Source organism: Pseudoduganella sp. R-31, from assembly GCF_049913235.1.
Lineage (GTDB): Bacteria > Pseudomonadota > Gammaproteobacteria > Burkholderiales > Burkholderiaceae_D > Rugamonas.
In genome coordinates this window covers 5,325,263-5,351,684 of sequence record NZ_CP183986.1, presented here as the reverse complement: position 1 = coordinate 5,351,684, position 26,422 = coordinate 5,325,263, and the positions used below count along the sequence as shown (strand labels likewise).

The 26,422-nt window shown below is 61.2% G+C and carries 27 protein-coding genes; 18 read left to right on the top strand and 9 right to left on the bottom strand.

Going from position 1 to position 26,422, the window contains the following annotated elements; genetic code table 11:
• Positions 1–18: 18 nt before the first annotated feature.
• Positions 19–327 (top strand): cell division protein FtsB, encoded by a 309-nt coding sequence (gene ftsB, locus ACN9MY_RS24325; RefSeq protein WP_426163550.1) that lies wholly within the window; start codon positions 19–21, stop codon positions 325–327.
• A gap of 623 nt (positions 328–950) precedes the next feature.
• Here the strand turns inward: ftsB and ACN9MY_RS24320 are convergent.
• Together ACN9MY_RS24320 and ACN9MY_RS24315 are read right to left on the bottom strand one after the other, a co-directional pair.
• Positions 951–1,313 carry a DUF695 domain-containing protein gene (locus ACN9MY_RS24320; protein WP_426172287.1) on the bottom strand — a complete coding sequence of 121 codons (363 nt, stop codon included), beginning with the start codon at positions 1,311–1,313 and terminating at the stop codon, positions 951–953.
• A 161-nt stretch (positions 1,314–1,474) separates the two neighbouring features.
• Positions 1,475–3,292: a DUF885 domain-containing protein gene (locus ACN9MY_RS24315; RefSeq protein ID WP_426318903.1), complete on the bottom strand. Its 1,818-nt coding sequence runs from the start codon at positions 3,290–3,292 to the stop codon at positions 1,475–1,477.
• Positions 3,293–3,446: 154 nt separating this feature from the next.
• On the opposite strand from ACN9MY_RS24315, the gene ACN9MY_RS24310 reads away from it, so the two are divergent.
• Together ACN9MY_RS24310 and ACN9MY_RS24305 are read left to right on the top strand one after the other, a co-directional pair.
• Positions 3,447–5,681, top strand: a complete 2,235-nt coding sequence (locus ACN9MY_RS24310; RefSeq protein ID WP_426318902.1) for a TonB-dependent receptor domain-containing protein — start codon at positions 3,447–3,449, stop codon at positions 5,679–5,681.
• 13 nt (positions 5,682–5,694) lie between these two features.
• The gene (locus ACN9MY_RS24305; protein ID WP_426163544.1) at positions 5,695–6,813 is read left to right on the top strand and encodes a hemin-degrading factor; all 1,119 of its coding nucleotides are present in this window, start codon (positions 5,695–5,697) and stop codon (positions 6,811–6,813) included.
• Between the two features lie 86 nt (positions 6,814–6,899).
• Here ACN9MY_RS24305 and hslO read toward each other — a convergent pair whose 3' ends face one another.
• Entirely contained in the window at positions 6,900–7,847 is a 948-nt protein-coding gene (gene hslO / locus ACN9MY_RS24300) for an Hsp33 family molecular chaperone HslO (protein WP_426163542.1), read from the bottom strand.
• 5 nt (positions 7,848–7,852) lie between these two features.
• Complete coding sequence (locus ACN9MY_RS24295) at positions 7,853–8,377, bottom strand: gamma carbonic anhydrase family protein (protein ID WP_426163540.1); 525 nt, start codon at positions 8,375–8,377, stop codon at positions 7,853–7,855.
• 98 nt (positions 8,378–8,475) lie between these two features.
• Here ACN9MY_RS24295 and ACN9MY_RS24290 point away from each other — a divergent pair, with 98 nt between their 5' ends.
• The 9 genes from ACN9MY_RS24290 to bamC all read left to right on the top strand — a co-directional run bounded on the left by ACN9MY_RS24290 (position 8,476) and on the right by bamC (position 16,415).
• Positions 8,476–9,351: an alpha/beta fold hydrolase gene (locus tag ACN9MY_RS24290; RefSeq protein ID WP_426163538.1), complete on the top strand. Its 876-nt coding sequence runs from the start codon at positions 8,476–8,478 to the stop codon at positions 9,349–9,351.
• 42 nt (positions 9,352–9,393) lie between these two features.
• On the top strand, positions 9,394–10,227 hold the full coding sequence (locus ACN9MY_RS24285) for a 3',5'-nucleoside bisphosphate phosphatase (protein ID WP_426163536.1): 834 nt from the start codon (positions 9,394–9,396) through the stop codon (positions 10,225–10,227).
• Positions 10,228–10,299: 72 nt separating this feature from the next.
• A complete protein-coding gene (gene htpX / locus ACN9MY_RS24280) occupies positions 10,300–11,169 on the top strand; it encodes a protease HtpX (protein WP_426336257.1) in 870 nt (289 codons plus the stop codon).
• Positions 11,170–11,172: 3 nt separating this feature from the next.
• Positions 11,173–11,796 carry an L-threonylcarbamoyladenylate synthase gene (locus ACN9MY_RS24275; protein ID WP_426163532.1) on the top strand — a complete coding sequence of 208 codons (624 nt, stop codon included), beginning with the start codon at positions 11,173–11,175 and terminating at the stop codon, positions 11,794–11,796.
• Positions 11,797–11,871: 75 nt separating this feature from the next.
• The gene (locus tag ACN9MY_RS24270) at positions 11,872–12,537 is read left to right on the top strand and encodes a site-2 protease family protein (RefSeq protein ID WP_426163530.1); all 666 of its coding nucleotides are present in this window, start codon (positions 11,872–11,874) and stop codon (positions 12,535–12,537) included.
• Between the two features lie 4 nt (positions 12,538–12,541).
• Positions 12,542–13,744 (top strand): tryptophan--tRNA ligase, encoded by a 1,203-nt coding sequence (locus ACN9MY_RS24265; RefSeq protein WP_426163528.1) that lies wholly within the window; start codon positions 12,542–12,544, stop codon positions 13,742–13,744.
• Positions 13,737–14,294: a class I SAM-dependent methyltransferase gene (locus tag ACN9MY_RS24260; protein ID WP_426336256.1), complete on the top strand. Its 558-nt coding sequence runs from the start codon at positions 13,737–13,739 to the stop codon at positions 14,292–14,294. The genes ACN9MY_RS24265 and ACN9MY_RS24260 overlap by 8 nt, the downstream gene beginning before the upstream one ends.
• Positions 14,295–14,368: 74 nt before the next feature.
• Positions 14,369–15,247: a 4-hydroxy-tetrahydrodipicolinate synthase gene (gene dapA / locus ACN9MY_RS24255; RefSeq protein ID WP_057261202.1), complete on the top strand. Its 879-nt coding sequence runs from the start codon at positions 14,369–14,371 to the stop codon at positions 15,245–15,247.
• 13 nt (positions 15,248–15,260) lie between these two features.
• Positions 15,261–16,415, top strand: a complete 1,155-nt coding sequence (gene bamC / locus ACN9MY_RS24250; RefSeq protein ID WP_426163522.1) for an outer membrane protein assembly factor BamC — start codon at positions 15,261–15,263, stop codon at positions 16,413–16,415.
• 174 nt (positions 16,416–16,589) lie between these two features.
• Here the strand turns inward: bamC and ACN9MY_RS24245 are convergent, their stop codons facing one another.
• From ACN9MY_RS24245 to ACN9MY_RS24235, 3 genes are all read right to left on the bottom strand, one after another.
• Entirely contained in the window at positions 16,590–16,871 is a 282-nt protein-coding gene (locus ACN9MY_RS24245) for a hypothetical protein (RefSeq protein WP_426163520.1), read from the bottom strand.
• 287 nt (positions 16,872–17,158) lie between these two features.
• On the bottom strand, positions 17,159–17,629 hold the full coding sequence (locus tag ACN9MY_RS24240) for a hypothetical protein (RefSeq protein ID WP_426318896.1): 471 nt from the start codon (positions 17,627–17,629) through the stop codon (positions 17,159–17,161).
• A gap of 11 nt (positions 17,630–17,640) precedes the next feature.
• Complete coding sequence (locus ACN9MY_RS24235) at positions 17,641–18,765, bottom strand: JmjC domain-containing protein (RefSeq protein WP_426336255.1); 1,125 nt, start codon at positions 18,763–18,765, stop codon at positions 17,641–17,643.
• A gap of 57 nt (positions 18,766–18,822) precedes the next feature.
• On the opposite strand from ACN9MY_RS24235, the gene ACN9MY_RS24230 reads away from it, so the two are divergent.
• On the top strand, positions 18,823–19,374 hold the full coding sequence (locus tag ACN9MY_RS24230; RefSeq protein WP_426318894.1) for an FKBP-type peptidyl-prolyl cis-trans isomerase: 552 nt from the start codon (positions 18,823–18,825) through the stop codon (positions 19,372–19,374).
• A gap of 35 nt (positions 19,375–19,409) precedes the next feature.
• On the opposite strand, the gene ACN9MY_RS24225 is transcribed toward ACN9MY_RS24230, so the two are convergent.
• Together ACN9MY_RS24225 and mutS are read right to left on the bottom strand one after the other, a co-directional pair.
• Positions 19,410–20,360 carry a hypothetical protein gene (locus ACN9MY_RS24225; RefSeq protein ID WP_426318893.1) on the bottom strand — a complete coding sequence of 317 codons (951 nt, stop codon included), beginning with the start codon at positions 20,358–20,360 and terminating at the stop codon, positions 19,410–19,412.
• Positions 20,357–23,032 (bottom strand): DNA mismatch repair protein MutS, encoded by a 2,676-nt coding sequence (gene mutS / locus ACN9MY_RS24220; RefSeq protein WP_426163510.1) that lies wholly within the window; start codon positions 23,030–23,032, stop codon positions 20,357–20,359. Before mutS ends, ACN9MY_RS24225 begins: the two co-directional genes overlap by 4 nt.
• 214 nt (positions 23,033–23,246) lie before the next feature.
• On the opposite strand from mutS, the gene ACN9MY_RS24215 reads away from it, so the two are divergent.
• The 5 genes from ACN9MY_RS24215 to ACN9MY_RS24195 are packed head-to-tail and all read left to right on the top strand — an operon-like array spanning position 23,247 to position 26,419.
• Positions 23,247–23,684 (top strand): type IV pilin protein, encoded by a 438-nt coding sequence (locus ACN9MY_RS24215; RefSeq protein ID WP_426163508.1) that lies wholly within the window; start codon positions 23,247–23,249, stop codon positions 23,682–23,684.
• Complete coding sequence (locus ACN9MY_RS24210; protein ID WP_426163506.1) at positions 23,684–24,274, top strand: GspH/FimT family pseudopilin; 591 nt, start codon at positions 23,684–23,686, stop codon at positions 24,272–24,274. The genes ACN9MY_RS24215 and ACN9MY_RS24210 overlap by 1 nt, the downstream gene beginning before the upstream one ends.
• 11 nt (positions 24,275–24,285) lie before the next feature.
• On the top strand, positions 24,286–24,654 hold the full coding sequence (locus ACN9MY_RS24205) for a type IV pilus modification PilV family protein (protein ID WP_426163504.1): 369 nt from the start codon (positions 24,286–24,288) through the stop codon (positions 24,652–24,654).
• A gap of 5 nt (positions 24,655–24,659) precedes the next feature.
• Positions 24,660–25,784, top strand: a complete 1,125-nt coding sequence (locus tag ACN9MY_RS24200; protein ID WP_426336254.1) for a PilW family protein — start codon at positions 24,660–24,662, stop codon at positions 25,782–25,784.
• Positions 25,781–26,419, top strand: coding sequence for a pilus assembly PilX family protein (locus ACN9MY_RS24195; protein WP_426318845.1), 639 nt, complete (start codon positions 25,781–25,783; stop codon positions 26,417–26,419). Before ACN9MY_RS24200 ends, ACN9MY_RS24195 begins: the two co-directional genes overlap by 4 nt.
• The last annotated feature ends 3 nt before the right edge of the window (positions 26,420–26,422 follow it).

Below are 26,422 nucleotides of genomic sequence, written 5' to 3'. Positions count from 1 at the left end.
CGGTTCAGTTTTGACCCAATGCGCCTGATTTCTGTAGCCCTTGCCCTGTTGCTCTTGCTGATCCAATACCCGCTTTGGCTGGGGAAGGGCGGCTGGCTACGCGTGGCGGAGCTGGAGAAAGAGGTCGCGGTGGCGCAGGAAAAAAACGAAGGCCTGCGTCAGCGTAATGCCAAGCTGGCCTCTGAAGTGAACGACCTGAAGGACGGCACCGGCGCCGTCGAAGAACGTGCCCGCTTCGAGCTAAGCATGATCAAGCAGAACGAAATCTACGTTCAGATCCTGGGCAAGGACCAGGCCAGGCCGGCCCCCGCCGATTCGAAGCCTTAACCGCCGGTTCCGCCACATCCATTCTCAGGGATCGCTGTGAGTTAGCAGCTTGGTCCGGCTGACTCGCCTTCAAGCTGATGGCTTTGGTACAAAATCTTGCCTACTCCAAGTAGTGGCTCATGTCGAGCTTCTATCTCAGACGCAGCTCGCTTCATCATCGTCCACCAATCTAATCCAGAATAATAGGGCGAAGACTGTCGTTCAATAGATACGCCCCCGTTGCTCTGCTTACACTCTTCCAAGTGCAACGTACTTAAGACCGGAAAGATAGCACCGTCTTCCGGAAGCGCCAGTTGTGTGACTTTGCCATCTATCGCTCCAATGCGACAGAGGATCGCCGCATACAGGACCTCTTCAATCCCACTACATGCCAGATACAGCCTTTCTATCTGCCCAAGCGCTGACGAATTGGAAAACAGACTCTCTTCCGGGGTCGGAAACCACATCGCATACTCACCAGCGAGAACGCGACCTTCGTCATTACTGAAAGGTAGAGAACTGCTCAGCCCTTCATTCGTTCTTGGCTCGGCTTTCGACTGCTTTTGAACCTTTTTTTCATCCGTTCGAACATAAAATACTTCCAGTTAGGTTTAACGATCTCGATATCTCAACTCTCAGTGTACTCAGCTCGCGGCGCTGGCAGTATTGAAGTCTTTGATGAGATCTCGTAGTTCGGACCATGTTTCGTCTTTGTAGAATTTGATCTCTATCGGGAAACGCGCTTCGCCGGCAACGTGGCCATTGAGTTCGGCAAGGAATTTGTCACGGTCTGCGATGTAGTACACAAATTCCCTCACCCCAGCACCGACCCGGCGATAGCTTTCAACACAAAAATGCGGACGCTCGATACGTCCAAGTGCCGACTCAAGCATCATCATTCGTTTGTTCTCCTCCGCCGGAGGCATGCCATTGTTTTCGCATCCGTTATATTCCCAACGTACGACGGTCAGCCAGGGGATAGCGCGACGCGTCTCCTCCGCTGGCATGTCTGGACCGTATGCCCAAATAATTGGAAGGCCGTCCTTCCACGTTTCCACAAGGCGTCCGCGTGATTCCAAGATTTTGGGCATCGCTTGAAACAATACTTAATTGGATGGATTTAGAGATTTCAGGTATTGGTCAGCAATTGAGAGCCAAATACCTGATCTCAACGTTTGGTTTGCTCGATCCACGCGTTGACGCGTTTCTCCAGCAGGGGCAACGGCAAGGTGCCTTCGCCCAAGACGACTGCGTGGAAAGCCGGGTAGCTGAATTTGGCGCCCAATTCATGTTGCGCCTTGTCGCGCAGTTCCAGGATTTTCAGCGAACCAATCTTGTAGCTCAGGGCTTGCGCTGGCCAGACCATATAACGCTCGATCTGGTTTTTGGCGCGGGTTTCGGAGACGCCCTGTTTCTCCACCATGTAGGCGATGGCTTTTTCGCGGCTCCAGCCCAGGGAGTGCATGCCAGTGTCGACCACCAGGCGCACTGCGCGCAGCATTTCGGCGTTCAGGTGGCCGTAGTACCAGACCGGGTCTTCGTACAGGCCGAAGTCCTTGCCCAGGGTTTCCGAGTACAGGGCCCAGCCTTCGGTGTAGGCGGCGTTGTTCTGGTTCTCGGTGCTGAACATGCGGAAGTCGGGCAGCGGCATTTCCTTCAACAGGGCGGCGTGGAAGTGGTGGCCCGGCACGCCTTCGTGGAGCAGCAGGCTGGCCATGCCGGTGCGGCTGTAGTCTTTCGGGTCGTTGACCACGGCCCAGAATACGCCAGGGTGCGAGCCGTCGGCCGCAGGCGGGGTGTAATGGTCGGAGGCCGTAGCGCGCGTCAGTTCGGGCTCCAGGTCGACAACCAGCTTTGATTTCGGCACCAGGGTGAAATAAGCAGGCAGCTTGGTTTGCACCGTGTCGTAGATCTTGCGGTACTCGGCCAGTACTTCCGCTTCGGTGGTGAAGGGCTTGAACTGTTTCTGGTCGCGCACCCATTGCGGGAAGGCTTGCGCAGGGCCGTCGTAACCGAGCTTGCCCATCAGGGTTTGCATTTGTGCGCTGATGCGGGCGACTTCTTTCAGGCCGAGGTCGTGGACTTCTTGCGGGGTGAGCGGCAGGGTGGTGCTGTCGTTGATACGGGCCTTGTACCATGCAGCGCCGTTCGGCAGGGCGCTCCAGCCGGTACTGTCACGGCTGGCAGGCAGGTATTCCGATTCCAAGAATTTTACCAGGCGTTCCAGCGCTGGGTTCAGCTTTTCCACGGCGGCGCGGTAGTCGCGCGTGAGGCGTTCCTTGTCGGCGGCGCTGAACTCAGCGGGCATGCGCTTGATCGGCGAGTAGTACACGCTGGCTTCCGCGGTTGCGCTGCGCAGGGCGGCCATTTGCGGCAGCATCGCTTGCGTGATCGGCTTAGGCTGCACGATGCCCTGCTTGATGCCTTCACGCATATTGGCGATGGCCTGGTCGATCCACGGTGCCAGTTGGCGTACGCGGCTCAGGTAGTCCTGGTACTGCTTGACGGTGCCCAGCGGCTGCGAACCGGTGCCGCCGGCGTAATTCGCCAGGGTGCTGGGGATGTTGTCGAAGTGGTTCAGCGGCAGCAGGTGTTCAGGGAACGGCGCCAGGGCCAGCGCGGCATCGAGTTCGTAAGCCAGCAGGTCCAGTGTCATCTGCTCCTGGCTGGCCAGTTGCGCGCGTGGGATTTTCGCGAGGCGCTTTTGCATCTGGCGATAAGTGGCGAACTGCTTGGCGCGAACGGAAGGCGAGATCGCCATGCCGATCTGGTCGTTGTAGCGCGGGTCGCCGTTGGCGGTTGCAAACAGCAGCGGGTCGAAGTGGGCGCGGGCGACGTGGAAGTCATTGGCCAGTTGCGCCAGTTGGTGGCTGGCTTGGCCGGCTTGCTGTTTGGCGGCCGGTGCTGCCAGGGCCGGGGTGAAAGCGAGAGGAGAGGCCAGCAGGCTGGCGGCAAGAACTGCGGTCGAAAGACGGATAGGCAGCATTGGATTCCCTGGGCAAAAACAGAAGGCGCTCAGGATACTCCAAAATTCCGCCCCTGGCGGAACGGCTCTTGCGAATGAGAATTATTCTCATTAAAATACAGGTTCCCCGTGCCAGCCTTGAGCCAGCATTTGACTGACTCACGACTGGAACATCATGAATGCATCCGTATTGCGGCCACAGCGCCTTGCGCTGTTGCTCGCTGCTGCCTTGGGCGCGCACGCCCAGGCACAAGAGACGACCCGCCTCGGCGAAATCCTCGTCACCGCCAAGCCTGAAGAAACCAAGACCATCGACGCGCGCGAACTGGATAAACGCGGCGTGACCGACATGTCGCAGATTGCCCGCTACGAAACGCTGGTCACCGTGCCGGCTGCCTTGAGCGGTGGGGCGAATATCTGGGACGGCGCCGGCAATACCGGCTTCAATATCCGTGGCGTGGAAGGCAACCGCATTGGCCTCGACCTCGATGGCATCGCCCTGCCTGATGCCGCGCCGCGGCCGGACAGTTCGACGCTGAACAGCTTCGGCGTGGGACGTGATTACTTTGACCCAGAGACTTTTCGCGAAGTGCGGATTGGCGCAGGCAGCACGTCGGCCGATAGCGGCAGCGAGGGCCTGGGCGGCAAGGTATCGTTCGTGACCAAGTCGCCGTCGGATTACGTCAGCGCCGACAAGCCGGCGTACGCGGAATACAAGGCTGGCTACCATGGCGCCAACAATGCGCGCCTTCATGCGCTGACCGGTGCGGGGCAATTTGGCGACTTGCAGGCACTGGCTGTGGCCGTGCACCGCAGCGGCGAACAGACAGAAAGCGAAGGCAGTGTGGCGCCCAATCCGGACGACTGGAATTCGGACGCGCTGCTGGCGAAGCTGGCGTGGCGCCTGGCACCGGGCCAGAAGCTGGGTTTCACCTTTGACGGCTTCCGCGCCGAACATGATCGAGCGTTCGACAACAAGCTGGGCGCCTCTTATCCGCAAGGCGCCATGCAATCGTCCCGCACGCGCCGCAATCGCATCAGCGTGGAGCATGAGCTGGCAGTAGGCCCGTGGCTGGTGGAGAGCCGTGCCTACGTGCAGGATGCCCGGGTGGAGGATCACACCAATGCGGCCTACGTCGTTGGCTCTCAACGCTACGCGCGCAGCATTGACACCGCATTCCTCAATAAGAGCAAAGGGCTGGCGGCCAACGCCACGCGACAGTTCGGCAGCGACAGCCTTGCGTTTGGTGCGACAGTGGAGGACCAGGAATCGCGCCGCCCCTGGCGCGAGGACCGCGTGGTGCTTGCGACCGGCGCGCATCAGGTCACCAACAAGAACCGCATGGCGGACATGGACACCTTGAAGCTGTCGGCCTTCGTGCGCGGCGAATACGTGTTCCCCCTGGGTGGCCTGCGTGCCACACTGACGCCGGGCTTGCGCGCGGAATACCGCAAGCTCGAGCCGAAGAACCTTCAGAGCTATGTGATCGCAGTACCGGGTGCGGCGAAGGAGATCAAGGAGGACAGCGACAGCTACCTGTCGCCGAGCCTCGGCCTGACGGTAGCGGTGACGCCTGACTTCGACGTGTACGGCAAATTCACGCGTGGCTATCGCATGCCGACCGCCGCGGAACGCACCGGCACCTATGACTCGTTCAGCTACACCGGTGCCGGCAATGGCTACGCGACACTGGGCAACCCGAACCTGGGCAAGGAAAGCAGCAATGCCTTCGAACTTGGCATGCGCGGCCGGGCGGCAGGCTGGCTGACCGTGAGCGCATCGACTTTTTACAACCGCTACAAGGACTTCATCGAGTACGTGGCCCAGCCGGCCGATCCGATCAATTTCCCGACCATCACTTTTGGCCTGTTCCGGCCGGAGAATATCGGCAATGCGCGCAGTTGGGGTGGCGAGCTCTCTGCGGTCGCGGAGCTCGGCAAGCTGACGCCCGCGCTGCAAGGCTTCAGCGCCTCGCTGGCGTCCGGCGCATCGCGCGGCTCGCTGGAGAACCAGCGCACCGGCAAGAAGGCCGGCATGAACTCGATCCAGCCCTACAAAACCACGGCCAGTCTGGCATGGGATGACCCGCAGAAGCGCGGCGGCGCGTCGCTGACGGCCTTCCACACGCGTGGCAAGCAGGCGGAGACCGAGGTGGCCGCAGCGCAGTCGCAGCCGGCAGCTTATTTCGCTGTCCCTGCTGCAACGGTGGTCGACCTGGCCGGCTACTGGAAGCTTGGCAAACATGCGGAACTAAACGCCGGCATCTACAACCTGGGCGACAAGAAGTACTGGGACTACGCAGCCGTACGCACGCTGGCTGCCGGCACCACGGCAGCCACGCAGGCCGAGATCGAACGACAGGCGCGCCCTGGCCGTCACGTTGCCGTCAATTTCAAACTGATGTACTGATAAGGAGAAGAACATGAAGACGAAGAAGATATACGCTCTGCTGGTGTTGACCGGCCTCATCGCAATTGCTGCCGGGACTGTAAGCGCGGCGTCACTGGCCGATCGCTGGACCACGCTGCGTGCCGAGCAGCCCAAGCTGCAGATCCGCGACGCGGCGCGCACGCTGGGGACTTCCGAAGCGGAGCTGCTGGCGACTGGCATCGGCAAGACCGTGACGCGACTGTCGGATGCGGACCACGCGGTGAACGACATCATGATCCGCGCGCTGGACCTTGGCACCGTTCTGGCTCTGACCCGCAATGAGAACGGCGTGCTGGAACGCACCGGCGTCGCGACCAAGGCCAAGCCGGAATCGTTCAGCGACAAGGAGCGCTTCCGCGCAGTGGCCGGCGGCTACCTGGGCGGTGAGATCGACATGCGCTTCCATTTCGCGAACTGGAAGCATGCATTCGCGGTGGTGCAGCCGGGGCGCGATGGTACGACCAGCCGCAGCCTGCAGTTCTTTGATGCGCAGGGCAATGCGGCGCACAAGGTCTACGTAAAGAGCGAGGCCGGCGTGGCGGTGTTCGACAAGATTGTGGCGGACTTCAGGCATCCGCAGCAGACGGGGGAGCTGAAGATTGTTGCTGCTGCGCCGAAGGCGGCGGAATTGGCTGATAGCGCGGTAGACGTGAAGGAATTCCAGCTCGCATGGAAGGAAATGACCGATGTTCACCAGTTCAACCGCATCGTCAGCGAGTTCAAAATGAGCCGTGAGCAGGCATTGCGACTGGCGCCGGAAGGCTTGGCTCAGAAGATTGGCCCGCAGGCTTTACGCAAGCTGCTGGACGAATCAGCGAAGCAGCAGCTGCCGATCATGGCTTTCCTGGGGAATGGCGCGGCGACACAGATTTACAGCGGCAAGATCAGCAAGACAGCTGCGAGCGGTGACTGGTATAACGTGCTCGATCCGGAGTTCAACCTGCACATTCGCGAGACTGCGCTCAAGAGCGGGTACGTGGTGCAGCGGGCGGGCGTGACGTCGGTCGAGTTCTTCGACAAGGACGGGGAGCTGGTGGTGACGTTCTTCGGGGTTCGCGAGCGCGCCAAGCCGCAGCCGCAAGCGTGGGTGGATTTGACGCGGGCGCTCTAAGTGTCCGACCCGCGGGGGCAGACACTGGAACGCGGCGGCCACGGGCCTGGTGTCTGACCCTGCGGGTCAGACACCGCTTCACCGGTTTAGTGCTTGGCTTCCGAGCCGTGGATCAGGGCTTCGGCGGGGGCGTCGGTGACGAAGAGCTGGGCGCAGTCGACGGCGTCGTACTCGTAGTGCTTGCCGCAGAAGTCGCAGTTGATACCCAGCTTGCCTTGCTCGGACAGGGCGTCTTCCACTTCCTGCTGGCCCAGCATCTTCAGCATATTGCCGACCTTTTCACGGGTGCAGGAGCAGTGGAATTGCGGATGCAACGGCTCGAACACGCGCAGGGTCTCTTCCCAGAACAGGCGCTTCTGCAGTACATCGATGCCGTGCTCCAGCATCTCCGCTTCCTTCAGCGTGTCGCCCAGCATCACCACGCGGTTCCAGGTTTCCTGAGATACTTCGGCGGCGTGCGCGGTGGCTTCGGCTTTGCCGCCATGCAGCGGCAGCTTTTGCAGCAGCAGGCCGCGCGAAACCTGGTCGTCGGCCGCCAGCCACAGCTTGGTGTCGAGCTGCTCGGAACGCAGCATGTAATGTTCGATCACGGTTGCCACGTCGTCGCCGTCCAGCGGCACGATGCCCTGGTATGGCTGCTGGCCTGGCACTTTCTCGGCTGGGTCCAGTGTGATCACGAAGCGGCCGTGGCCCTGGGCATTAACCAGCGCCTGCAGGCCGGCATCTTCCGCAATCGCGAATTCGGCATTCATCTTGGCGGTGGCGCGCATGCGCAGGTCGGAATCGCATTCCACCACCAGCAGGCGTACCGGGCCATCGCCGTGCAGTTGCATGATCAGCGAGCCGTTGAACTTGAGGTTGGCCGACAGCAGGGCGGCCGCCGACACCATTTGCCCCAGCAGGCGCTTGACCGCGACCGGGTAGTGGTGGCGGGCGACGATTTCGCGCCAGGTGGCGGAGATATCGACCAGCTCACCGCGCACGGCGGCGTCTTCAAAAACAAACTTCTGCAGGGTATCGGGGGTGTTCGTCATTGTTTTTATCCAATCTTTTTCAGTTGCGACTTGAACAGCTGGCCACGTTTGACATAGCTGTCGGCGCTGCCGATCAGGCGCGCCACGTCTTCCTCTGTCAGCTGGCGCACCACCTTGGCGGGAGCGCCCACGATCAGCGAGTTGTCGGGAAATTCCTTGCCCTCGGTGACCAGGGCGCCGGCGCCGACCAGGCAACCCTTGCCGATCCTTGCGCCGTTCAGTATTACCGCCTGGATGCCGATCAGCGATCCGTCGCCGATGGTGCAGCCATGCAGCATGGCCTGGTGGCCGATGGTCACATCCTTGCCCACCGTGAGCGGGTAGCCCATGTCGGTGTGCATCACCGTACCTTCCTGCACATTACTGTTTTCACCGATTGTGATGCGCTCGTTATCGCCGCGGATGGTTGCGCCGAACCAGACGGAGCTGTTCGCGTGCAAGGTCACCTTGCCGATCAAGGTCGCATTCTCCGCCACGAAAGCGGAAGCATCAATCTCTGGCGCATGTTCGCCAAGCTGGTAAATTGTCATGGATGGTCCGGTAGGAGGGAAGTGGCGCTATTGTACGCCAAGCAGATTTTAGAACGGTCGTGCTATTATTCTGTTTCACCCATTTCGAGGCAGGCACCATGATTCCATCCCGTTCCGACTTTATCGACGTGCGCGGCAAGCGTACCCACGTGCTGCACTGGGGGCGAGAAGGTGCGCCCAAGGTCTTCATGGTGCATGGCTGGATGGATGTGGGCGCCAGCTTCCAGTTCGTGGTCGACTGCCTGAAGGGCGACTGGCATGTGATCGCGCCGGACTGGCGCGGTTTTGGCCTGACCGAACGCAATGGCACGGATACCTACTGGTTCCCCGACTATGTGGCTGACCTGGATGCCATCCTGCGTCATTACCAGCCGGAGGGGGAAGTCAACCTGCTGGGCCACAGCATGGGCGGCAATGTTGTCAGTTTGTACGCGGGTGTGCGCCCGGAACGCATCCGCCGCCTGGTCAACCTGGAAGGCTTCGGCCTGAAAGCGACCGTGCCGGAGCAGGCGCCGTCGCGCATGCGCAAATGGCTCGATGAACTGCTGGTGGAGCCTGAAATGCGCACCTACGACTCGCAGGCGGCCGTGGCGGCTCGCCTGCAAAAAACCAACCCGCGCCTGTCGGACGAACGTGCCGCTTTCCTGGCCAGCCACTGGTCGGCCCAGAATGCCGACGGCCGCTGGGAAATCCTGGGCGACCCGGTGCACAAGCGCCCCGGCCCTTCGCTGTACCGCGTTGAAGAAGTGCTGGCCTGCTGGAAGAAAATCACGGCGCCGGTACTGTGGGTGGAGGCGGAAGACACCAATATGTGGCTGTGGATGGGCCCCAAGGACGAGGCGCGCGCCGAAATCGACCGCCGTCTGGGCCACCTGGCGCGGGTGACGCCGAAAATGATGCCCGATGCCGGCCATATGCTGCATCACGACCAGCCGGAAATGCTGGCGGAAATGCTGGAGGAATTCCTGGCCTGAGCTTTCAGCGTACAATGAAACCTTCGCAACATTGCAACCAGTATGCTGAACGTAGACCTCCATTGCCATTCGAACGTGTCCGACGGTGTGCTGCCCCCTGCGGCAGTGGCCGAGCATGCCCATAAGGCGGGCGTGAATGTCTGGGCCCTGACAGACCATGATGAAGTGGGCGGTGTCGCTGCTGCTCGCGCAGCCGCGCAGCTTTACGGGATGCGCTTCGTGACGGGAGTGGAAATTTCCATTACCTGGGCCAGTGAGACGGTGCATATCGTCGGCCTGCAAATCGATGAAAACAACCCCGCGCTGGTGAAGGGGCTGGAAGAGACCCGCTCGGGACGCGACAATCGCGGCCGCGAGATCGGGCGTCAGCTTGAGCTGGCGGGCATTCCTGGCGCCTATGAAGGCGCGCTGACTTACGTCGATAACCCGGCCTTGATGTCGCGCACGCACTTCGCCCGCTTCCTGGTGGAGCAGGGCGTTTGTTCGTCGGTGTCGGAAGTGTTCCGCAAGTACCTGTCGCCGGGCAAGCCGGGGTATGTTGAACATCGCTGGGCAACGCTGCAGGATGCAGTGGGCTGGATCCTGGGCGCGGGCGGGATCGCGGTGATTGCGCATCCGGGGCGCTATAAATTTACGCCGATGCAGGAAGGTATCCTGTTCGATGAGTTCAAGCAGCTTGGCGGGACGGCGATCGAGGTCGTCACCGGCTCGCATACGCCGGACCAATATCCGAAATATGCCAACCTGGCCAATAGCTATGGCTTTTTGGCTTCGCGCGGGACCGATTTCCATGCGCCAGGCGAGGCACGGGTAGATTTTCGCTTGCTGCCGCCGCTGCCTGGCAATGTGACGCCGGTGTGGCACGACTGGTTCTGAACTCGGGGGCTTGTAAATCCCTACTGCTGACCATAGATTAACGTTCGGTAAAGTTGTCCGGAGGCCCACTCTATGAAACGCATCATCCTTTTTATTGCCACCAACCTTGCGGTTGTCGTAGTACTGTCGATTGTCTTGTCGCTGCTGGGCATCGGACGCCCTGGCTCCGGCACCAGCATGGGCGGCTTGCTCGCGTTTTCCGTGGTGGTTGGCTTCACCGGCTCGATCATTTCGCTGCTGATGGCCAAGCCCATGGCCAAATGGTCGACCGGCGCGCGTGTCATCGAGCAGCCGCAGGATTCCACTGAGCAGTGGCTGGTCACTACCGTACATGCCCTGGCGGACAAGGCTGGGATCGGCCGCCCGGAAGTGGCCGTGTATGAAGGCGACGCCAATGCCTTTGCCACGGGCGCTTTCAAGAATGACGCGCTGGTGGCGGTTTCCACCGGCTTGCTGCAGTCGATGAACAAGGAAGAAGTCGAGGCTGTGCTGGGCCACGAGGTGGCGCACATCGCGAATGGCGACATGGTGACGCTCACCCTGATCCAGGGCGTGGTGAATACCTTCGTGGTGTTCCTCGCACGTATCGTCGGCTCGGTGGTGGACGGCATGCTGAACAAGGATGAAGAGCGCCGCGGCCCGGGGATTGGCTATATGGTCACCGTCTTCGTGTGCGAGCTGCTGTTTGGCCTGGTCGCCTCGATGATTGTTGCCTGGTTCTCGCGCCAGCGTGAATTCCGTGCTGATGCCGGTTCAGCGCGTTTGCTGGGTTCCACGGTGCCGATGCAGCATGCATTGGCGCGCCTGGGCGGCGTACATCCGGGCGAACTGCCGCAAGGGATGGCGGCATCGGGCATCACCTCGCCGAGTGGCTGGGCGGCGCTGTTCTCCAGCCATCCTCCGATTGAAGAACGCATCGCAGCCCTGCAACAGCTGCGCTAAAACATGACCCAATTCTTCCAGGTACACCCAGACAATCCGCAACTGCGCCTGATCAAGCAAGCGGCGCAAATCATCCACGGCGGGGGCATTGTCGCCCTGCCGACCGATTCCTGCTATGCGCTGGTGTGTCACCTGGACGATAAGGCGGCGGTGGAAAAGCTGCGCCGCATCCGCGGCATCGACGAGAAGCACCACCTGACCCTGTTATGCCGCGACCTGAGCGAGATCAGCACCTACGCCCGGGTCGACAACAAACAATTCCGCCTGATGAAGGCAGTGACGCCCGGCCCGTACACCTTCATCCTGGAAGCGACGCGCGAAGTGCCGCGCCGCCTGTCGCACCCCTCGCGCAAGACCATCGGCTTGCGGGTGCCGAAAAACACCATCACCGAAATGCTGATGGAAGAATTGGGGCAACCGCTGCTGGGCACCACACTGATCCTGCCGGATGACGACGAACCGCTCACCGACCCGGATATGGTGCTGGAGCGGCTTGGCAAGCAGGTCGAACTGGTGATTGACGGTGGCGCCTGCAGCTTCGAGCCGACCACCGTGGTGGACCTGACTGGCGACGAGCCAGAACTGATCCGGCGCGGCTGCGGCGACTGCGCCGCCCTCGGACTTTGAACCCTTCATTCCTCAATTCGCCCCCAGTGCAGGTGGCTGGCGGAGCGGTCGAAGCCCTCTGATAGAATCCCAGTTATGAACGATTTTGACCAGGTTATCCGCAACATTGCGGTCTACGCGATCCCTGTCCTATTTGCGATTTCTCTACACGAAGCTGCGCACGGTTATGTGGCCCGCTACTTTGGCGATAACACTGCCGAAAAGCTGGGCCGTCTGACACCAAATCCGATGCGTCATATTGACTTGTTCGGCACTATCATTTTGCCGGTTCTTCTTTTGCTGTCGCCGCTGAATATGGCATTCGGATACGCCAAGCCGGTCCCGGTCGACTTCAATCGCCTGCGCAATCCGAAGAAGCAAATGGGCTTTGTAGCCGCTGCAGGGCCTGCAGCTAATTTTGCAATGGGTCTCGGTTGGATGCTGTTGCTCGTGTTGATGATCAATTTGGGCGTAACCGAGCGTTTTCCGATTGAAGTGTGCAAGGCTGGTGTTATTGCGAACTCAGTTATGTGCGCCTTTAACCTGATCCCGATACCACCGCTTGATGGCGGCCGAATCGTGACTTCGCTGCTTCCACGCGACCTGGCGTATAAATTCGCCAGCATCGAGCGCTTGGGACCGATCATTTTCATCGGCATTATCCTCCTGCTGAACACCGGCCCATTCCGCGCTATGGTAGGAGCACTGGTGGGAATTGTGATGACCTTGATCGAACTGCCGTTCCGACCATTCCTGAGCTGACACCATGTACCCCGACCGCGTCGTTTCCGGCATGCGCCCGACGGGCAGCATGCACCTTGGCCACTACCATGGCGCGCTGAAGAACTGGATCAGGATGCAGTCCGAGCAGCCTTGCCTGTTCTTCGTGGCCGACTGGCACGCGCTGACCACGCATTACGACGACCCGTCCATCATCGAAAAATCCACCTGGGACATGCTGGTGGACTGGCTCGCCGCCGGTATCGACCCCACCCAGGCCACGCTGTTCATCCAGTCGAAAATCCCGGAGCACGCCGAGCTGCACCTGCTGCTGTCGATGGCCACGCCGCTCGGCTGGCTGGAGCGCGTGCCAACTTACAAGGACCAGATCGACAACCTGGCCAACAAGGACTTGCAAACCTATGGCTTCCTCGGTTACCCGCTGCTGCAGGCTGCCGACGTGCTGATCTACCGCGCCAGCGAAGTGCCGGTTGGCGACGACCAGGTGCCGCACGTCGAAATGATGCGCGAGATCGCGCGCCGCTTTAACCACCTGTACGGCAAAGAGAAGGGCTTCGAGGAAAAGGCGCAGGACGCGGTCAAGAAGCTGGGCAGCAAGCGTGCCAAGCTGTACAACGAATTGCGCACCGCCTATCAGCAAGAGGGTGACGACGCCGCACTGGAACAGGCGAAAGCCATGCTGGATGATGCGCAAAACCTGTCGATGATCGACCGCGAGCGCCTGTTCGGCTATCTCGAAGGCGCGCGCAAGCTGATCCTGGTTGAGCCGCAAGCGAAGCTGACTGAGGCCAGCCGCCTGCCGGGCCTGGACGGCCGCAAGATGTCCAAGAGCTACGGTAACGCGATCGCTCTGCGTGAGGACAAGGAATCGGTGACGAAGAAGATCCGCACCATGCCAACCGACCCTGCGCGCGTGCGCCGCACCGATGCGGGCGAGCCGGAGCGTTGCCCGGTGTGGCAATTCCACGTGGTGTATTCGGACGGCCCGACCCAGGAATGGGTGCAGAAGGGTTGCAAATCGGCCGGTATCGGCTGTATCGAATGCAAGCAGCCGGTCATCGATGCCATCGTCAAGGAGCAGGAGCCGATGCACGAGCGTGCGCAGCCTTACCTGGACGACCCGTCCCTGGTGCGCGCCATCGTGGCGGACGGCAATGAAGCAGCGCGCAAGTTGGCGCAGGAAACGATGCGCGATGTGCGCGAAGCAATGGGATTGAGTTATGGCTGATGTTTTAACCCCACCTTCAGCTTGGGTGGAACGATTTGCGCCGCTGGTGCCCAATGGCGAGGTATTGGACCTGGCTTGCGGCAACGGGCGCCACTCGCGCCACCTGGCTGCGCTTGGCCACGCCGTGGTGGCGGTGGATCGCGACGGGGCGGCGCTGGCTGCCGCGGCCGGCGCCGGCATCGTCACCAGCCAGATCGACCTGGAAGAAGAGGGCGCCTGCTGGCCCTTCGGGCCGGCGCGCTTTGCCGGCATCGTCGTTACCAACTACCTGCACCGTCCGCTTTTGGCCGATATGCTGGGCAGCCTGGCGCCGAACGGCATGCTGATTTACGAGACTTTCGCCGATGGCAATGCGGCCTTCGGCAAACCATCAAACCCGGCCTTTTTGTTACAGCCGGGAGAATTGTTGGAATTGGCTAGAATGCATGGTTTGCGTGTCATCGCATTCGAAGATGGCGTCGTTAATACTCCGAAACCGGCCATGGTGCAGAGGATTTGTGCCGTGAAAGGGGAGTTTCCAAGGGAGGCGGCGCTGTTGCCGTCATTTTGAGCGACCAAAATGCACCACGGGTGCAGGGTATGCTCTACAATCGTCGTTTTAATTCTTATTGCAATTGGTTTCCTATGATTAAGGGTAGCATTGTAGCAATCGTAACCCCGATGCACGCGGACGGCAGCCTCGACTATCCAGGCCTGAACGCGCTGATCGACTGGCATATCGCCGAAGGCACGGACGCCATTGTCATCGTCGGCACCACCGGCGAATCCGCCACTGTCAGCGTGGCCGAGCATTGCGAGCTGATCAAGGCTGCCGTGGAGCGCGTTGGCGGCCGTATCCCGGTGATCGCCGGTTCCGGCGGCAATTCCACCGCGGAAGCCATCGAGCTGACCCGTTTCGCCAAGAACGCCGGCGCCGACGCCTCGCTGCAAGTGGTTCCTTACTACAACCGCCCAACCCAGGAAGGCATGTACCAGCACTTCAAGGCCATCGCTGAAGCGGTGGACCTGCCGGTGATCCTGTACAACGTACCGGGCCGCACCGTTGCCGACATGAGCAATGACACCATCCTGCGCCTGGCCAAGATCAAGAACATCATCGGCGTCAAGGACGCGACCGGCAATATCGCCCGCGGCTACGACCTGCTGCGCCGCGCGCCGGCCGATTTCGCTGTGTATTCCGGCGACGATCCGACCGCCATCGCCCTGATGATGGCCGGCGGCAAGGGTAATATCTCGGTGACGGCCAATGTGGCGCCGCGCCAGATGCACGAGCTGTGCGAAGCCGCGATGGCTGGCGATGCCGCCAAGGCAACTGCCATCAACAACCAACTGCTCCCGCTGCATCAGCACCTGTTCATCGAACCGAACCCGGTGCCGGTCAAGTGGGCGCTGGCGGAAATGGGCAAGATGCCGAAGGGTATCCGCCTGCCGCTGGTGTCGCTGGCAGAGCAGTATCACGAGACCGTCCGCGCTGCCCTGCGTGAATCCGGTGTGCTGAACTAATCTTCTTTTTCACATGACTATTCGCAAGATCGTTTCCCAGACCCCGCAGCGCGGGCTCGTCGTTGGCGCCCTGATGCTGAGCCTGACCGGTTGCGGCATGGTGCAGTCCGTTGTCGGCGAAACCAAGGTAGATTACAAATCGGCCAAGAAGGCCAGCACGCTGGACGTGCCGCCGGACCTGACCCAGCTGTCGAAGGACAACCGCTATTCGCTGCCAAGCAATGACCGCGGCGTGGCGACTGCTTCCGGCTACCAGGCTGCGCGCGGAACCACCCCAGGCGCAGCGGCAAGCAGCAACGAAGTGGCGAGCACCGGCAACAGCGCCGTGCGCGTCGAGCGTTCCGGCAACCAGCGCTGGCTGGTGGTGCAGCAGACCCCGGAAGCCCTGTGGCCGCAGCTGAAAACGTTCTGGGAAGAGTCGGGCTTCACCCTGGCGGTGGATGATGCCACTGCCGGCGTGATGGAAACCGAATGGAATGAAAACCGCGCCAAGATCCCGCAGGACTTCATCCGCAGCACGATCGGCAAGGTCTTCGACGGCCTGTACTCGAGCGGCGAGCGCGACAAGTACCGCACCCGCCTGGAGCGCAACCCAGCCGGCGGAACCGAGATCTACATCAGCCATCGCGGCACCAAGGAAGTCGTGACCGGCGCGCAGAACGAGTCGACCATGTGGACCAACCGCAATAGCGACCCGAACCTGGAAGCGATCTTCCTGGCCAAGCTGATGACCAAGCTGGGTGGCACGACCGACGAGGCGACCGCGCGTACTTCGGTCGACAATGCGGCAGTCCAGGCGCAGCACGCCGTGCTGGTGGGCGAGGGCGCCGATGCCTTCATCAAGACCGACGAAGGCTTCGAGCGTACCTGGCGCCGCGTGGGCCTGGCGCTGGACCGTGCCGGCTTCACCGTGGAAGACCGCGACCGCGTGCAGGGTGTGTACTTCGTGCGCTTCGTGAATGATGCCACCGATACCCGCGGCTGGTTCAGCAAGCTGTTCAGCTTCGGCGCATCGGATAAAGAGAAGGAAGCGCAGCGCTATCGCATCTCGGTGCGTTCGGATTCGGTCAACACCACCCAGGTTTCGGTGTGGAATAACCAGAACAAGCCAGAAGCTTCGCCGGTCGGGCAGAAAATCCTGACCCTGCTGCAAGAGCAGCTGAAATAAGGGCGGAAGCCAATAAATCAAAAGCCGGCGCAAGCCGGCTTTTTTATTAAAAGTCGGGGTCAGGTCTGGCAATCGGACATTAATGTCCGATTGCCAGACCTGACCCCGACTTTCATAAAACTATAGGCGAAAAAAAACCAGCCCGAAGGCTGGTTTCTTTTCCCTGCGCAGGAATTACTTAGCAGCAGCGGAAGCAGCGGAAGCAGCAGCCGAAGCAGCCGAAGCAGCTGCGGAAGCAGCAGCAGCAGCGTCGGTAGCAGCGGAAGCGGCAGCAGCAGCAGCGTCAGCGGCTGGAGCAGCAGCAGGAGCAGCTGCGTCAGCTGCTGGAGCTGCAGGAGCGGCTGCTGGAGCAGCTGCTTCTGGGGTTGCTACTGGAGCAGCAGGAGCTTCTTCTTTCTTGGAGCAAGCAGCCAGGGCAACAGCCAGCAGGGAGGCGATCAGCAGGGATTTTTTCATTTGTTTTCCTTAAATAACAACAAAAATTAAACAATGTTGCGATGAATAATTACCGGTAATTATCGCTCGTACGGCGTTTCGTCGGCCCTTCCAACCTTCAGAAAAAGGTCGACCAGACACGGAAACACACCGGATATTATAGCGTTTTCTGCTGCGTCGCAATAGCAAATCGGGCGGTTTACACAACTATTTTGCGAAAGCGCAATATTTTTTTCCCGCGCCGATCTGCTGGCAACTGCAGCGATTACCGTCATACCTCGAACCGCAGCATTTTACATTTTTCCGGCTTACAATCCAGTCGTTCCTGGTCGCAGGCCCGGCTGGGTTTCGGCCCAGATAGCTTCATAACGCTCCAAACTGGTTTGGGTTGACGATGGAGCATCAAAATCCGCTTCGCCACGGAAGTGGTCGGAATGGAAGCGGCGCACGATGTGCACGCCGTCCGCCACGCAGAAGGAATCGGTCAGGGTGCTGATGCTGCGGCTGGTCAGGCGGCATTCAATCTGGTGGCTGTAATCTTCCAGCAGCTTCAGGAAGCGCGGTTCATTGCGCTCCAGATGGCCATTGCTGTGGGCGACCAGCTGGATGCGGCCTTTGTGCTGCAGGAAGCGGCGCAGCAGGGCGTCAGTCTTCGAATGGCCCAGCTGCCACCAGGCATAGTCCGGGTCGAACATCTGCAGCGTCAGGCGGCCTCGGGAGATGCAGTCCAGTAGCAGGGACTGGAATTGGGTACGACTGTCAAAAAGCTGCTTCTCCATGCTATCTCCGATTATTTGTTCAGTTCCAGCCAGCCGTCGGTGTACCAGGCGAAGAGCGCTTCCAGCACGTCTTCGGAAGCTGCGGCCACTGCTGCGCCGTCCAGGCCGCGGGTATTGGCCAGGGTTTCCAGCGTCGCCTTGTCGGACTTGTTCATGGCAAAGGACTCGCCGTTGATGAAGACATTCTTGCCGCGATAAAGCATTTGCGTCTTGCGCGAGAGGGAAACGCCTTTTTTCTCAGCTGATTGCTGGAATTTGTCGGCAGTTAGCGGCTTTTCAAGGGGCTGGAAGAAGACGTTATGCTTTGGTTCGGACAGGTATTCGCCGAGGAAAATGGCGAAATCGTCTTCGGTGAAGCTGACCTTGTTCAATTCGTCGGCCAGTTTGCCCAGCATGGCTTTCGGGATTTCAGCAGGCTTGCTGGTCGGCTCCAGGTCCGGGTCGGCATAACGGCCCGGCAGGTCGATGGAGTCGGCCATGAATTGCAGGAAGGCTTCGCCCAGTTCCTGGTAGGACGGGGAGCGGAACCCGATCGAATAGGTCTGGCAGTCGCCGATCGCTTCGCCATCGTGGGCGTAGTGCGGCGGCAGGTAGAGCATGTCGCCCGGTTCCAGCACGAATTCCTCGGTGGCCTTGAATTTCTTCAGGATCTTCAGCGGCAGGCCTTCGACCAGGGTCAGGTCCTTCTGCGCGCTGATCTTCCAGCGGCGCTGGCCTTCGGCCTGCAGCAGGAACACGTCGTAGGAATCGAAGTGCGGGCCGACGCCGCCGCCATCGGTGGCGAAACTCACCATCAGGTCGTCTAGGCGCGCATCGGGCAGGAAGCGGAATTGGCGCAGCAGCGCATCCGCCTGGTCGTCCTGCAGGTTGACGCCCTGTACCAGCATGGTCCATGCGCGCTCTTTGCGCGAAGGCAGTTCTTTCAGGGGGCCGTGCTGCATGTCCCAGCTACCGTCTTTCTTGGTGACCAGGCGGCTTTCCACGTAGTCCTTGGTGGCCAGTTCAGCCAGCTTGTCGAAAGGCAGCAGGGGTTTGAAGCCGGGAATGGCCTGGCGGATCAGCAGCGGCTTCTTGTGCCAGTAATCGCGCAGGAATTGTTCGGGCGTGATATCGCCCAGGAGTGTCAGTTTTTTCATGGGGCCGATTATAGCAAGCGGTATAATCCTTCCAGCTTAGATATGAAAGGAAGCTCAATGAAGATCGCCAAGAATACCGTTGTGACGGTGGAGTACAAACTGTCCGACGCACAGAACAATCTGATCGAAGACGGTCGCCAGCCTATGGTCTACCTGCACGGTGGCTACGAGAACACCCTGCCGAAAATCGAAGAAGAACTGGACGGCAAGGAAAACGGCTATGCCACCACGATCCAGATTGAACCGGAAGACGCCTTTGGCGATTACGATCCGAACCTGCTGAAAGTGGAAGAGCGTGCGCGACTGCCGGAGCCGCTCGAAATCGGCATGCAGTTCGAAGGCCTGCCTGAAGGCGGCGAAGACGATGACGCAATGATTTTCACCGTGACTGAAATCGCCGAAGATAAAGTGGTCCTGGACGGCAACCATCCGCTGGCCGGCATGGCCCTGCGCTTCGAGCTGAAAGTGATCGACGTGCGCGCCGCCACTGAAGAAGAAATCGCCCACGAGCACGTGCATGGCCCGCATGGCCATCACCACCACGACGCCGACGATGAAGGCGACGATGGCGAGGAAGGCGATCACTTCCGCAGCCACCCGATCCATTAAGATCCCAAGCCCCGCACAGCGGGGCTTTTTTTACGTCACTCGCTGCCCAGGACGAACAGCGCCGCACTGCCCGGTATCACGCGCAGCGTGACCCATTCGGCACCCAACGCGAGATGGCCGACGTTCTTGTTCCATTCGATTGCCGGGGCGGCCTTGCCCTGCTTGCGGTTGTCCACCAGCAGCAACTGCCCCGGATATTTGTCGGCCTGCGAGCGCACGATGCGGCGGATCTCGGTAAAGCCGTCGCGCTTTTGCGCGAGCCGTTCAAAAAAACCTTGTTCCACGTGGGCGCCGATTTCGCCATCCATCACCAGCACGATGCCGGCGATGTTCTTGCGCTTGGCGTGCAGGAAGGCGCGGTGCAGCCAGCCGCGGTTAGCCACCATGCGGTCTTCATACTCGCTGTTGCGACCCGCTTCGACCAGGTAGTGGTTGTTCCTGGCCGGCACGTTGAGGGTGACGAACAGGATGTTCTCGTACTCCCAATACGTGTTTTCGGCGTAGTCGCGGAACTTGGCGATGCTGGACTGGCGGTTCAGCGGCAGCTTGCCCTTGCCGAGTGCTTCGGGCTCGCGGAAGAACAGTTCGCGAATGCGGTTGAGGCGCTCGATGGCGTTCGACTTGCCATTCGAATTGCGGCACTCGGTCCAGTCGCTGCCTGCCGGCAGCAGCACCAAGGGGCGCTCGGCGCTGTTCATCAGGTCGCGGCGCTCCTGGTACAGGCTGTCGGAACAGGGCTCACTGGCCGACTTGAGGCCAGTGGCAATCAGGAATGCGGGCTCGTTGCGACTTGCTTCCGCCAGCATGCGGCGGAACTCGGCGTCGCCTTCGCCCTTGGGGAAGTTGTGGCCGAGCAGGGCGAACGAGAATTCGCCTTTGCGCGGCGCGGCCTTGTCGTTGCGTGCCACCGCCGCAGGCATGGCAAGCATGGCGGCGGCCAGCGCGGCCCCACAGGCCAGCGAACTTAGGACGAGCCGCCGTTTCATGCCTGCGCCAGGCGCTTGAGCTGGTACAGGCGGTCCAGCGCTTCGCGCGGAGTCATGGCGTCCGGATCGATGTCGTCCAGCGCTGCCAGCAGTTCCTCGGCACGTGGATCGGCCGCAGGAGCAGCCGCGGGCGCCGCGTCGTCGTTGGCATCGGCCACCGGCGCGGCGAACAGGTCGAGTTGCGGCGTGGCGTCCAGCGCTTGCGCTTCCAGGCGCGCCAGGTGCTTGCGGGCGGCCTTGATCACCGGCTGCGGCACGCCGGCCAGCTGCGCCACCTGCAAGCCGTAGCTTTGCGAGGCCGGGCCGTTCTGCACCGCGTGCAGGAAGACGATGGAATCCTTGTGCTCCACCGCCGACAGGTGGACGTTGGCGGCGGTCGGATGCGCTTCCGGCAACTGGGTCAGTTCGAAGTAGTGGGTCGCGAACAGGGTGAAGCTGCGGCTGCTTTCGATCAGGTGGCGCGCAATCGCCCACGCCAGCGCCAGGCCGTCGAAGGTCGAGGTGCCGCGGCCGATTTCGTCCATCAGCACCAGCGAATGCTCGGTGGCGCCGTTCAGGATGGTCGCTGCTTCCGTCATCTCCACCATGAAGGTGGAACGGCCGCCAGCCAGGTCGTCGGTGGCGCCGATACGGGTGAACACGCGGTCGATCGGGCCGATGGTGGCGCTGGCGGCCGGCACATAGCTGCCCACGTAGGCCAGCAGGGTAATCAGGGCGACCTGGCGCATGAAGGTCGATTTACCGCCCATGTTCGGGCCGGTGATCAGCAGCAGGCGGCGGTCGGCCATGAATTTGCAGTCGTTGGCGATGAAACGCTCGATCTGGTTTTCCACCACCGGGTGGCGGCCTTCCACAATATGGATGCATGGCTCGGCCACCAGGTTCGGTGCGCACCAGTTGTTGCGCAGCGCGTGTTCGGCCAGTGCACACAAGGTGTCGACCTGGGCCAGGGCCTGGGCGATGGACTGCAGCGGGCCGATGAACGGGGCCAGGGCGGCCAGCAGCTCGTCGTACAGCATCTTCTCGCGCGCCAGCGCGCGGTCCTGCGCCGACAGGGCCTTGTCTTCAAAGGCCTTCAGTTCCGGCGTGATGTAACGCTCGCAGTTCTTCAGGGTCTGGCGGCGGCGGTAGTCTTCCGGCACCTTGTCTGCCTGGCCGTTGGTGACTTCGATGTAGAAGCCGTGCACGCGGTTGTATTCGACGCGCAGGTTGGCGATGCCGGTGCGTTCGCGTTCGCGGGTTTCCAGGTCGACCAGGAACTGGCCGGCGTTTTCGGACAGGCCGCGCAGTTCGTCCAGCTCCGCATCGTAGCCGCGCGCGATCACGCCGCCGTCGCGCACCATGGTGGCCGGTTCCGGCATGATGGCGCGCACCAGCAGGTCCACGCATTCCTTCGGTTCATTCAAGCCGAAGTGCAGCTTGGCCAGCAGGCCTTGCGCATTGTCGTGGCCCAGGGCGCGCAGCATGGCGTGCTGCAGTTTCGGCAGTTGCTGCAGGCCGTCGCGCAGGGCCGACAGGTCGCGCGGGCGTGCCGACAGCAGGGCCACGCGGGTGGTGATGCGTTCGATATCCGGCACCTGCGCCAGGTGGTAGGCCAGCGAGCCTGTGGTGTCGTGCTGCATCAGGGCTGCGATGGCGTCGTGGCGCGCGCGCGCCACGGCCTGGTCGCGCTTCGCATGGTGCAGCCAGTGGCGCAGCAGGCGCGAACCCATGGCGGTGCGGCAGTGGTCCAGCAGCGAGAACAGGGTAGGCGATTCCTGGCCGCGAATGGTTTCCGTCAGCTCCAGGTTGCGGCGCGTTGCGGCGTCCAGGCCGATGTATTCGTTTTCCGTTTCGCAGGAAAGGCTCTTGACGTGCTGCAGGCCGCGGCCCTGGGTCGATTGCGCATAGCGCAGCAGGGCGCCGGCTGCACCGAATGCCGCGCCCAGGCCTTCGGCGCCAAAGCCGGTCAGGGTGGCGACAGCCAGCTGGTCGAGCAGGGCCTTGTGGCCGTGCACCACGTCGAAGTGCCAGGCCGGCACGTTGTTGACGTGGCAGATCGCGATGTCGTCGAACATGTCGGCGTCGTCGCCGCGCAGGATTTCAGCCGGCGCGATGCGCTCCAGCTCCTGTCCCAGGCGCGTGTTGACGCTGCGCTGGTCGCCGGAGAATTCCATCAGGCGCAGCGCACCGGAGGCCAGCGACAGCCAGGCCAGGCCGCAAGTGACCACCTTGCGGTTGCTGATCATGGTCATGGCCAGCAGTGGGCGCTCCGACTTTTCCGGCAGCAGGTCCGAATCGGTCAGGGTGCCCGGCGTGACCACGCGCACCACCTTGCGCTCGACCGGGCCCTTGGCCAGTGCCGGGTCGCCGATCTGCTCCGCGATCGCACAGGACTCGCCGACCTTGACCAGCTTGGCCAGGTAGCCATCCAGCGAATGGAAAGGCACGCCCGCCATCTTGATCGGCACGCCGTTCTGGGTGCCGCGCGCCGTCAGCGTAATGCCCAGCACGCGCGACGCCTTCTCGGCATCGTCGAAGAACAGCTCGTAAAAATCGCCCATGCGGTAGAACACCAGCATGTTCGGGTAATCGGCCTTGATGCGCAGGTACTGCTGCATCATTGGCGTGACTTTTTCGGCCGGGCTGTTCTTGACGGCGTCAGGATTGATTTCTGAGGGCAGGGTGGTCATTTTTCGGAATTTCGTTCGGGCGTCGCGCCGGGCGCGGTAAAACGTTGCATTTTACCCCACGGGGCGGGTGTGCGACAGCCGCCCGGTTTCATAGATAAACCGCTCTAATGATGCATTCTGGCAACGTATTGTGCGGGACTTCTTGCCCAAATGCAGTTAAACTTCCGTCAAATTATTTTTCGGCAAGATATGTTCTGCTGCTTAAGGAATCCTTGTGAAACGTGTATTCAATAATCGCAACAGCGGTTTTACCCTGATCGAAGCCCTCATCACGATGGCCATCATCGCCATCCTCGCGGCCGTGGCGTTGCCATCTTATAAAGACTATATCATTCGCGGCCACATTCCGCAGGCCACCAATGGCTTGTCGGACATGCGCATCAGACTGGAACAGTTCTTCCAGGACACCCGTACCTACGCCGGCGCCTGCGCCGATGGGGCAGCAGCGGCACCGCCGACGAGCCCTGATTTCACCTTTACCTGCACCATCGCTGCCGACGGCATGAGCTATCAATTGAAGGCCACAGGCAAGGGGCCGATGGCCGGTTTTACCTATGAGCTGAACGAGGCTAATGCCAAGAAGACGACGGCGCCGACCGGATGGACTGGTTCCGACTCGTGCTGGGTAACCGCCAAGGGCGGGCGCTGCTGATGCGTAAGCAAAATGGCGTGACCCTGATCGAGTTGTTGGTGGCCATCAGCGTGCTCGGCATCCTGCTGGCGCTCGCAATGCCGAGTTTTTCCCGCATGATCCAGGATGCGCAAAACCGGACTGCCGCGGAATCCGTGCTGAACGGTTTGCAACTGGCGCGCACCGAAGCCCTGCGGCGCAGCACGCAGGTGCGCTTCAGCCTGACCGACGCGGATGGCAAGGTGGCCTGGACGGTTGGCTGCGTGAACGCCAACCTCTGTCCGGCGGAGATCCAGAAACGCGCGCCGGAAGAAGGCGGCGGCAACGCACGGGTTGGCGTCACCACCGATGCCCTTCCGCGACCGCTCAAGCCTGACACCTTTGCCGGTGTGCTGGCTGCCGGCGCCGGCCTCGACAAGACCGCCGTGGTCACGTTCGACAGTTTCGGACGGGTTAGCGCTGCCGCAGGCACCGAAATCAGCCGCATTGACGTTACCAACGCCAAGGCCAGTTACGCGCGCCGCTATGTGGTGACGGTTGGCTCCGGCGGCCAGGTTCGCATGTGCGATCCGGACAGCAAACTGAATGGCACCCCCCAGGGCTGTACTTAAGGAGTAATCCCATGATTCGCAATTTAACACCTGGCCGCCAGGATGGCATCGTATTGCTTGAAGCGTTGGCGGCCATCCTGGTTTTCTCGTTCGGCATTCTTGCCTTCCTCTGGATGCAAGCCTCGGCGACGCGCCAGGTTACCGACTCCAAGTACCGCCTGGAGGCCAGCTTTGCTGCCAACCAGATATTGGGCGAGATGTGGGTGCATCCCGACGACTGGACCGCCTACGTGGGAACTGACGTGCCGGTGACAACCCTGCCAGCGGGCAAGCGTACGGTGGCGCTCAACGGCAGGCAGGTGACCGTCACCATCAGCTGGAAAAGTCCTGGCGAATCCAAGGCCCACAGCTACCAGGCGGTGGCGCAGATCAACGGATGAGGAAAATGATGCAGAGCTCCCAGAGAGGCTTTACGATGGTCGAGATCATGGTGGGTCTCGTCGTCGGCATGTTGGGCACCTTGATCGTGGCCCAGGCCTTCACCAATAACGAAGCGCGCAAGCGCACCACCACCAGCGGCGGCGACGCCCAGGCCAATGGCGCGATTGCGCTGTACATGCTGGAGCGCGATACCAAGATGGCTGGCTGGGGCATGACCGCCAGCCCCAAATCCTACGTCGGCTGCAGCAACATCTTTGCCTATTGCGACAAAAGCGCGGACTGCGGCGGCAAGGAAGGCGCGCTGACCGATGTGAATTTTGCGCCGGCATTGATCAAGGATGGCGGCGATGGGCCGGACAGCATTTCGGTCCAGTATTTTGCCGATCCAAGCCAGTCCTCTTATCAGCCATCCGGCAGCACTACGATACGCAGGGCGATGCCGCAGCCGTCGGCAGAACTGGACGTGGGCAATGCCGCTGTCTGCCAGGATGGCGACCTTGCGCTGGTATCGCAGGCAGGCAACTGCACCATCATGAAGATCACCGAGGTCCAGGCCCAAGCCTCGAAGCTGCAGCATAATTCTGGCGCTGGCGGAAGCTACAATCCGCCGGCATCGTATTTCGAAAGCGGAGCGAATGCCTGGCCGAAATATCCCGCAGGCGCGAGCGTCACTTGTTTCAAGCCGGCCAATGGCCACCCGATTTTCCGCAAGACCTACTCGGTCAATACGGCCACCAAGCAGCTGGAACGCAGCGATAACTCGCAAGCGCCGGCGGTCACGAATGAGCTGGTCATGTCGGAAGTGGTGGACATGCAGGCTGAATATGGCGTCGCCCCGGCGGGCAGCCAGACGATTGACACCTGGGTCAGCGCCGCCTCCTCGCCATGGAAGGAACCTTCCTGGTCCGACTGGCAGCGCATCAAGGCGATCCGCGTTGCCATGGTTACGCGCGGTGTCCAGTATGAGCGGCCCAAGAGCGTCGACAAAGGTTGCACAGCGACCACCGCCTTGTCGTCCAGCTGGGCCGCATTCAAAACTGATAAATATCCAAGCGACTGGAGTTGCTACCGTTATCGCGTGTTTGAAACGGTCATCCCGCTGCGTAACGTGATCTGGGGGAAAATATGAAATCCGTAGTCATTTCCGCGTGGCGCCGCCAGCAGGAGGGGGTGGCCCTGATCATGGCGCTCATCGTGCTGGTGGCCATGACCCTGGCCGGGCTGGCCATGATGCGCTCGGTCGATGGCTCGTCCCTGGTTGCCGGCAACCTGGCGTTCAAGCAGAGTGCGTCCATCAGCGCCGACGCCGGCGTGGAGGCGGCCATTGCTTGGTTGCATGGCAACCCCAAGTCACTTAACGAGGACCATGACAGCGAGGGTTATTCGGCCAGCAGCCAGGACGACCTAGACCTGACAGGCAATAACACGGTGGACGCAGACGATGACCTCGACTGGAGCAAAGCCACGCTCGTCAAGAAACTGCCGGTCGACTCGGCCGGCAACCAGGTGTCCTACGTGATCCACCGCATGTGTCAAACGGCTGGTGTGCTGGATCCGGCCATTTGCGCCAGCACGCCCCGCGATACGGCAGGGGGGCCGACTGACGACAGCGTCGGCATTCTGCTCCCGATGCTGACTTACCAGACATCGCCAGGCAACAGCAGCAACGGTCGTTCGTCACCGTTCGGACTGTACCGGATCACGGTGCGGGTTGCCGGGCCGCGTTCCAACGTCAGCTTCGTGCAGGCAATTATTTCACAATGAGTA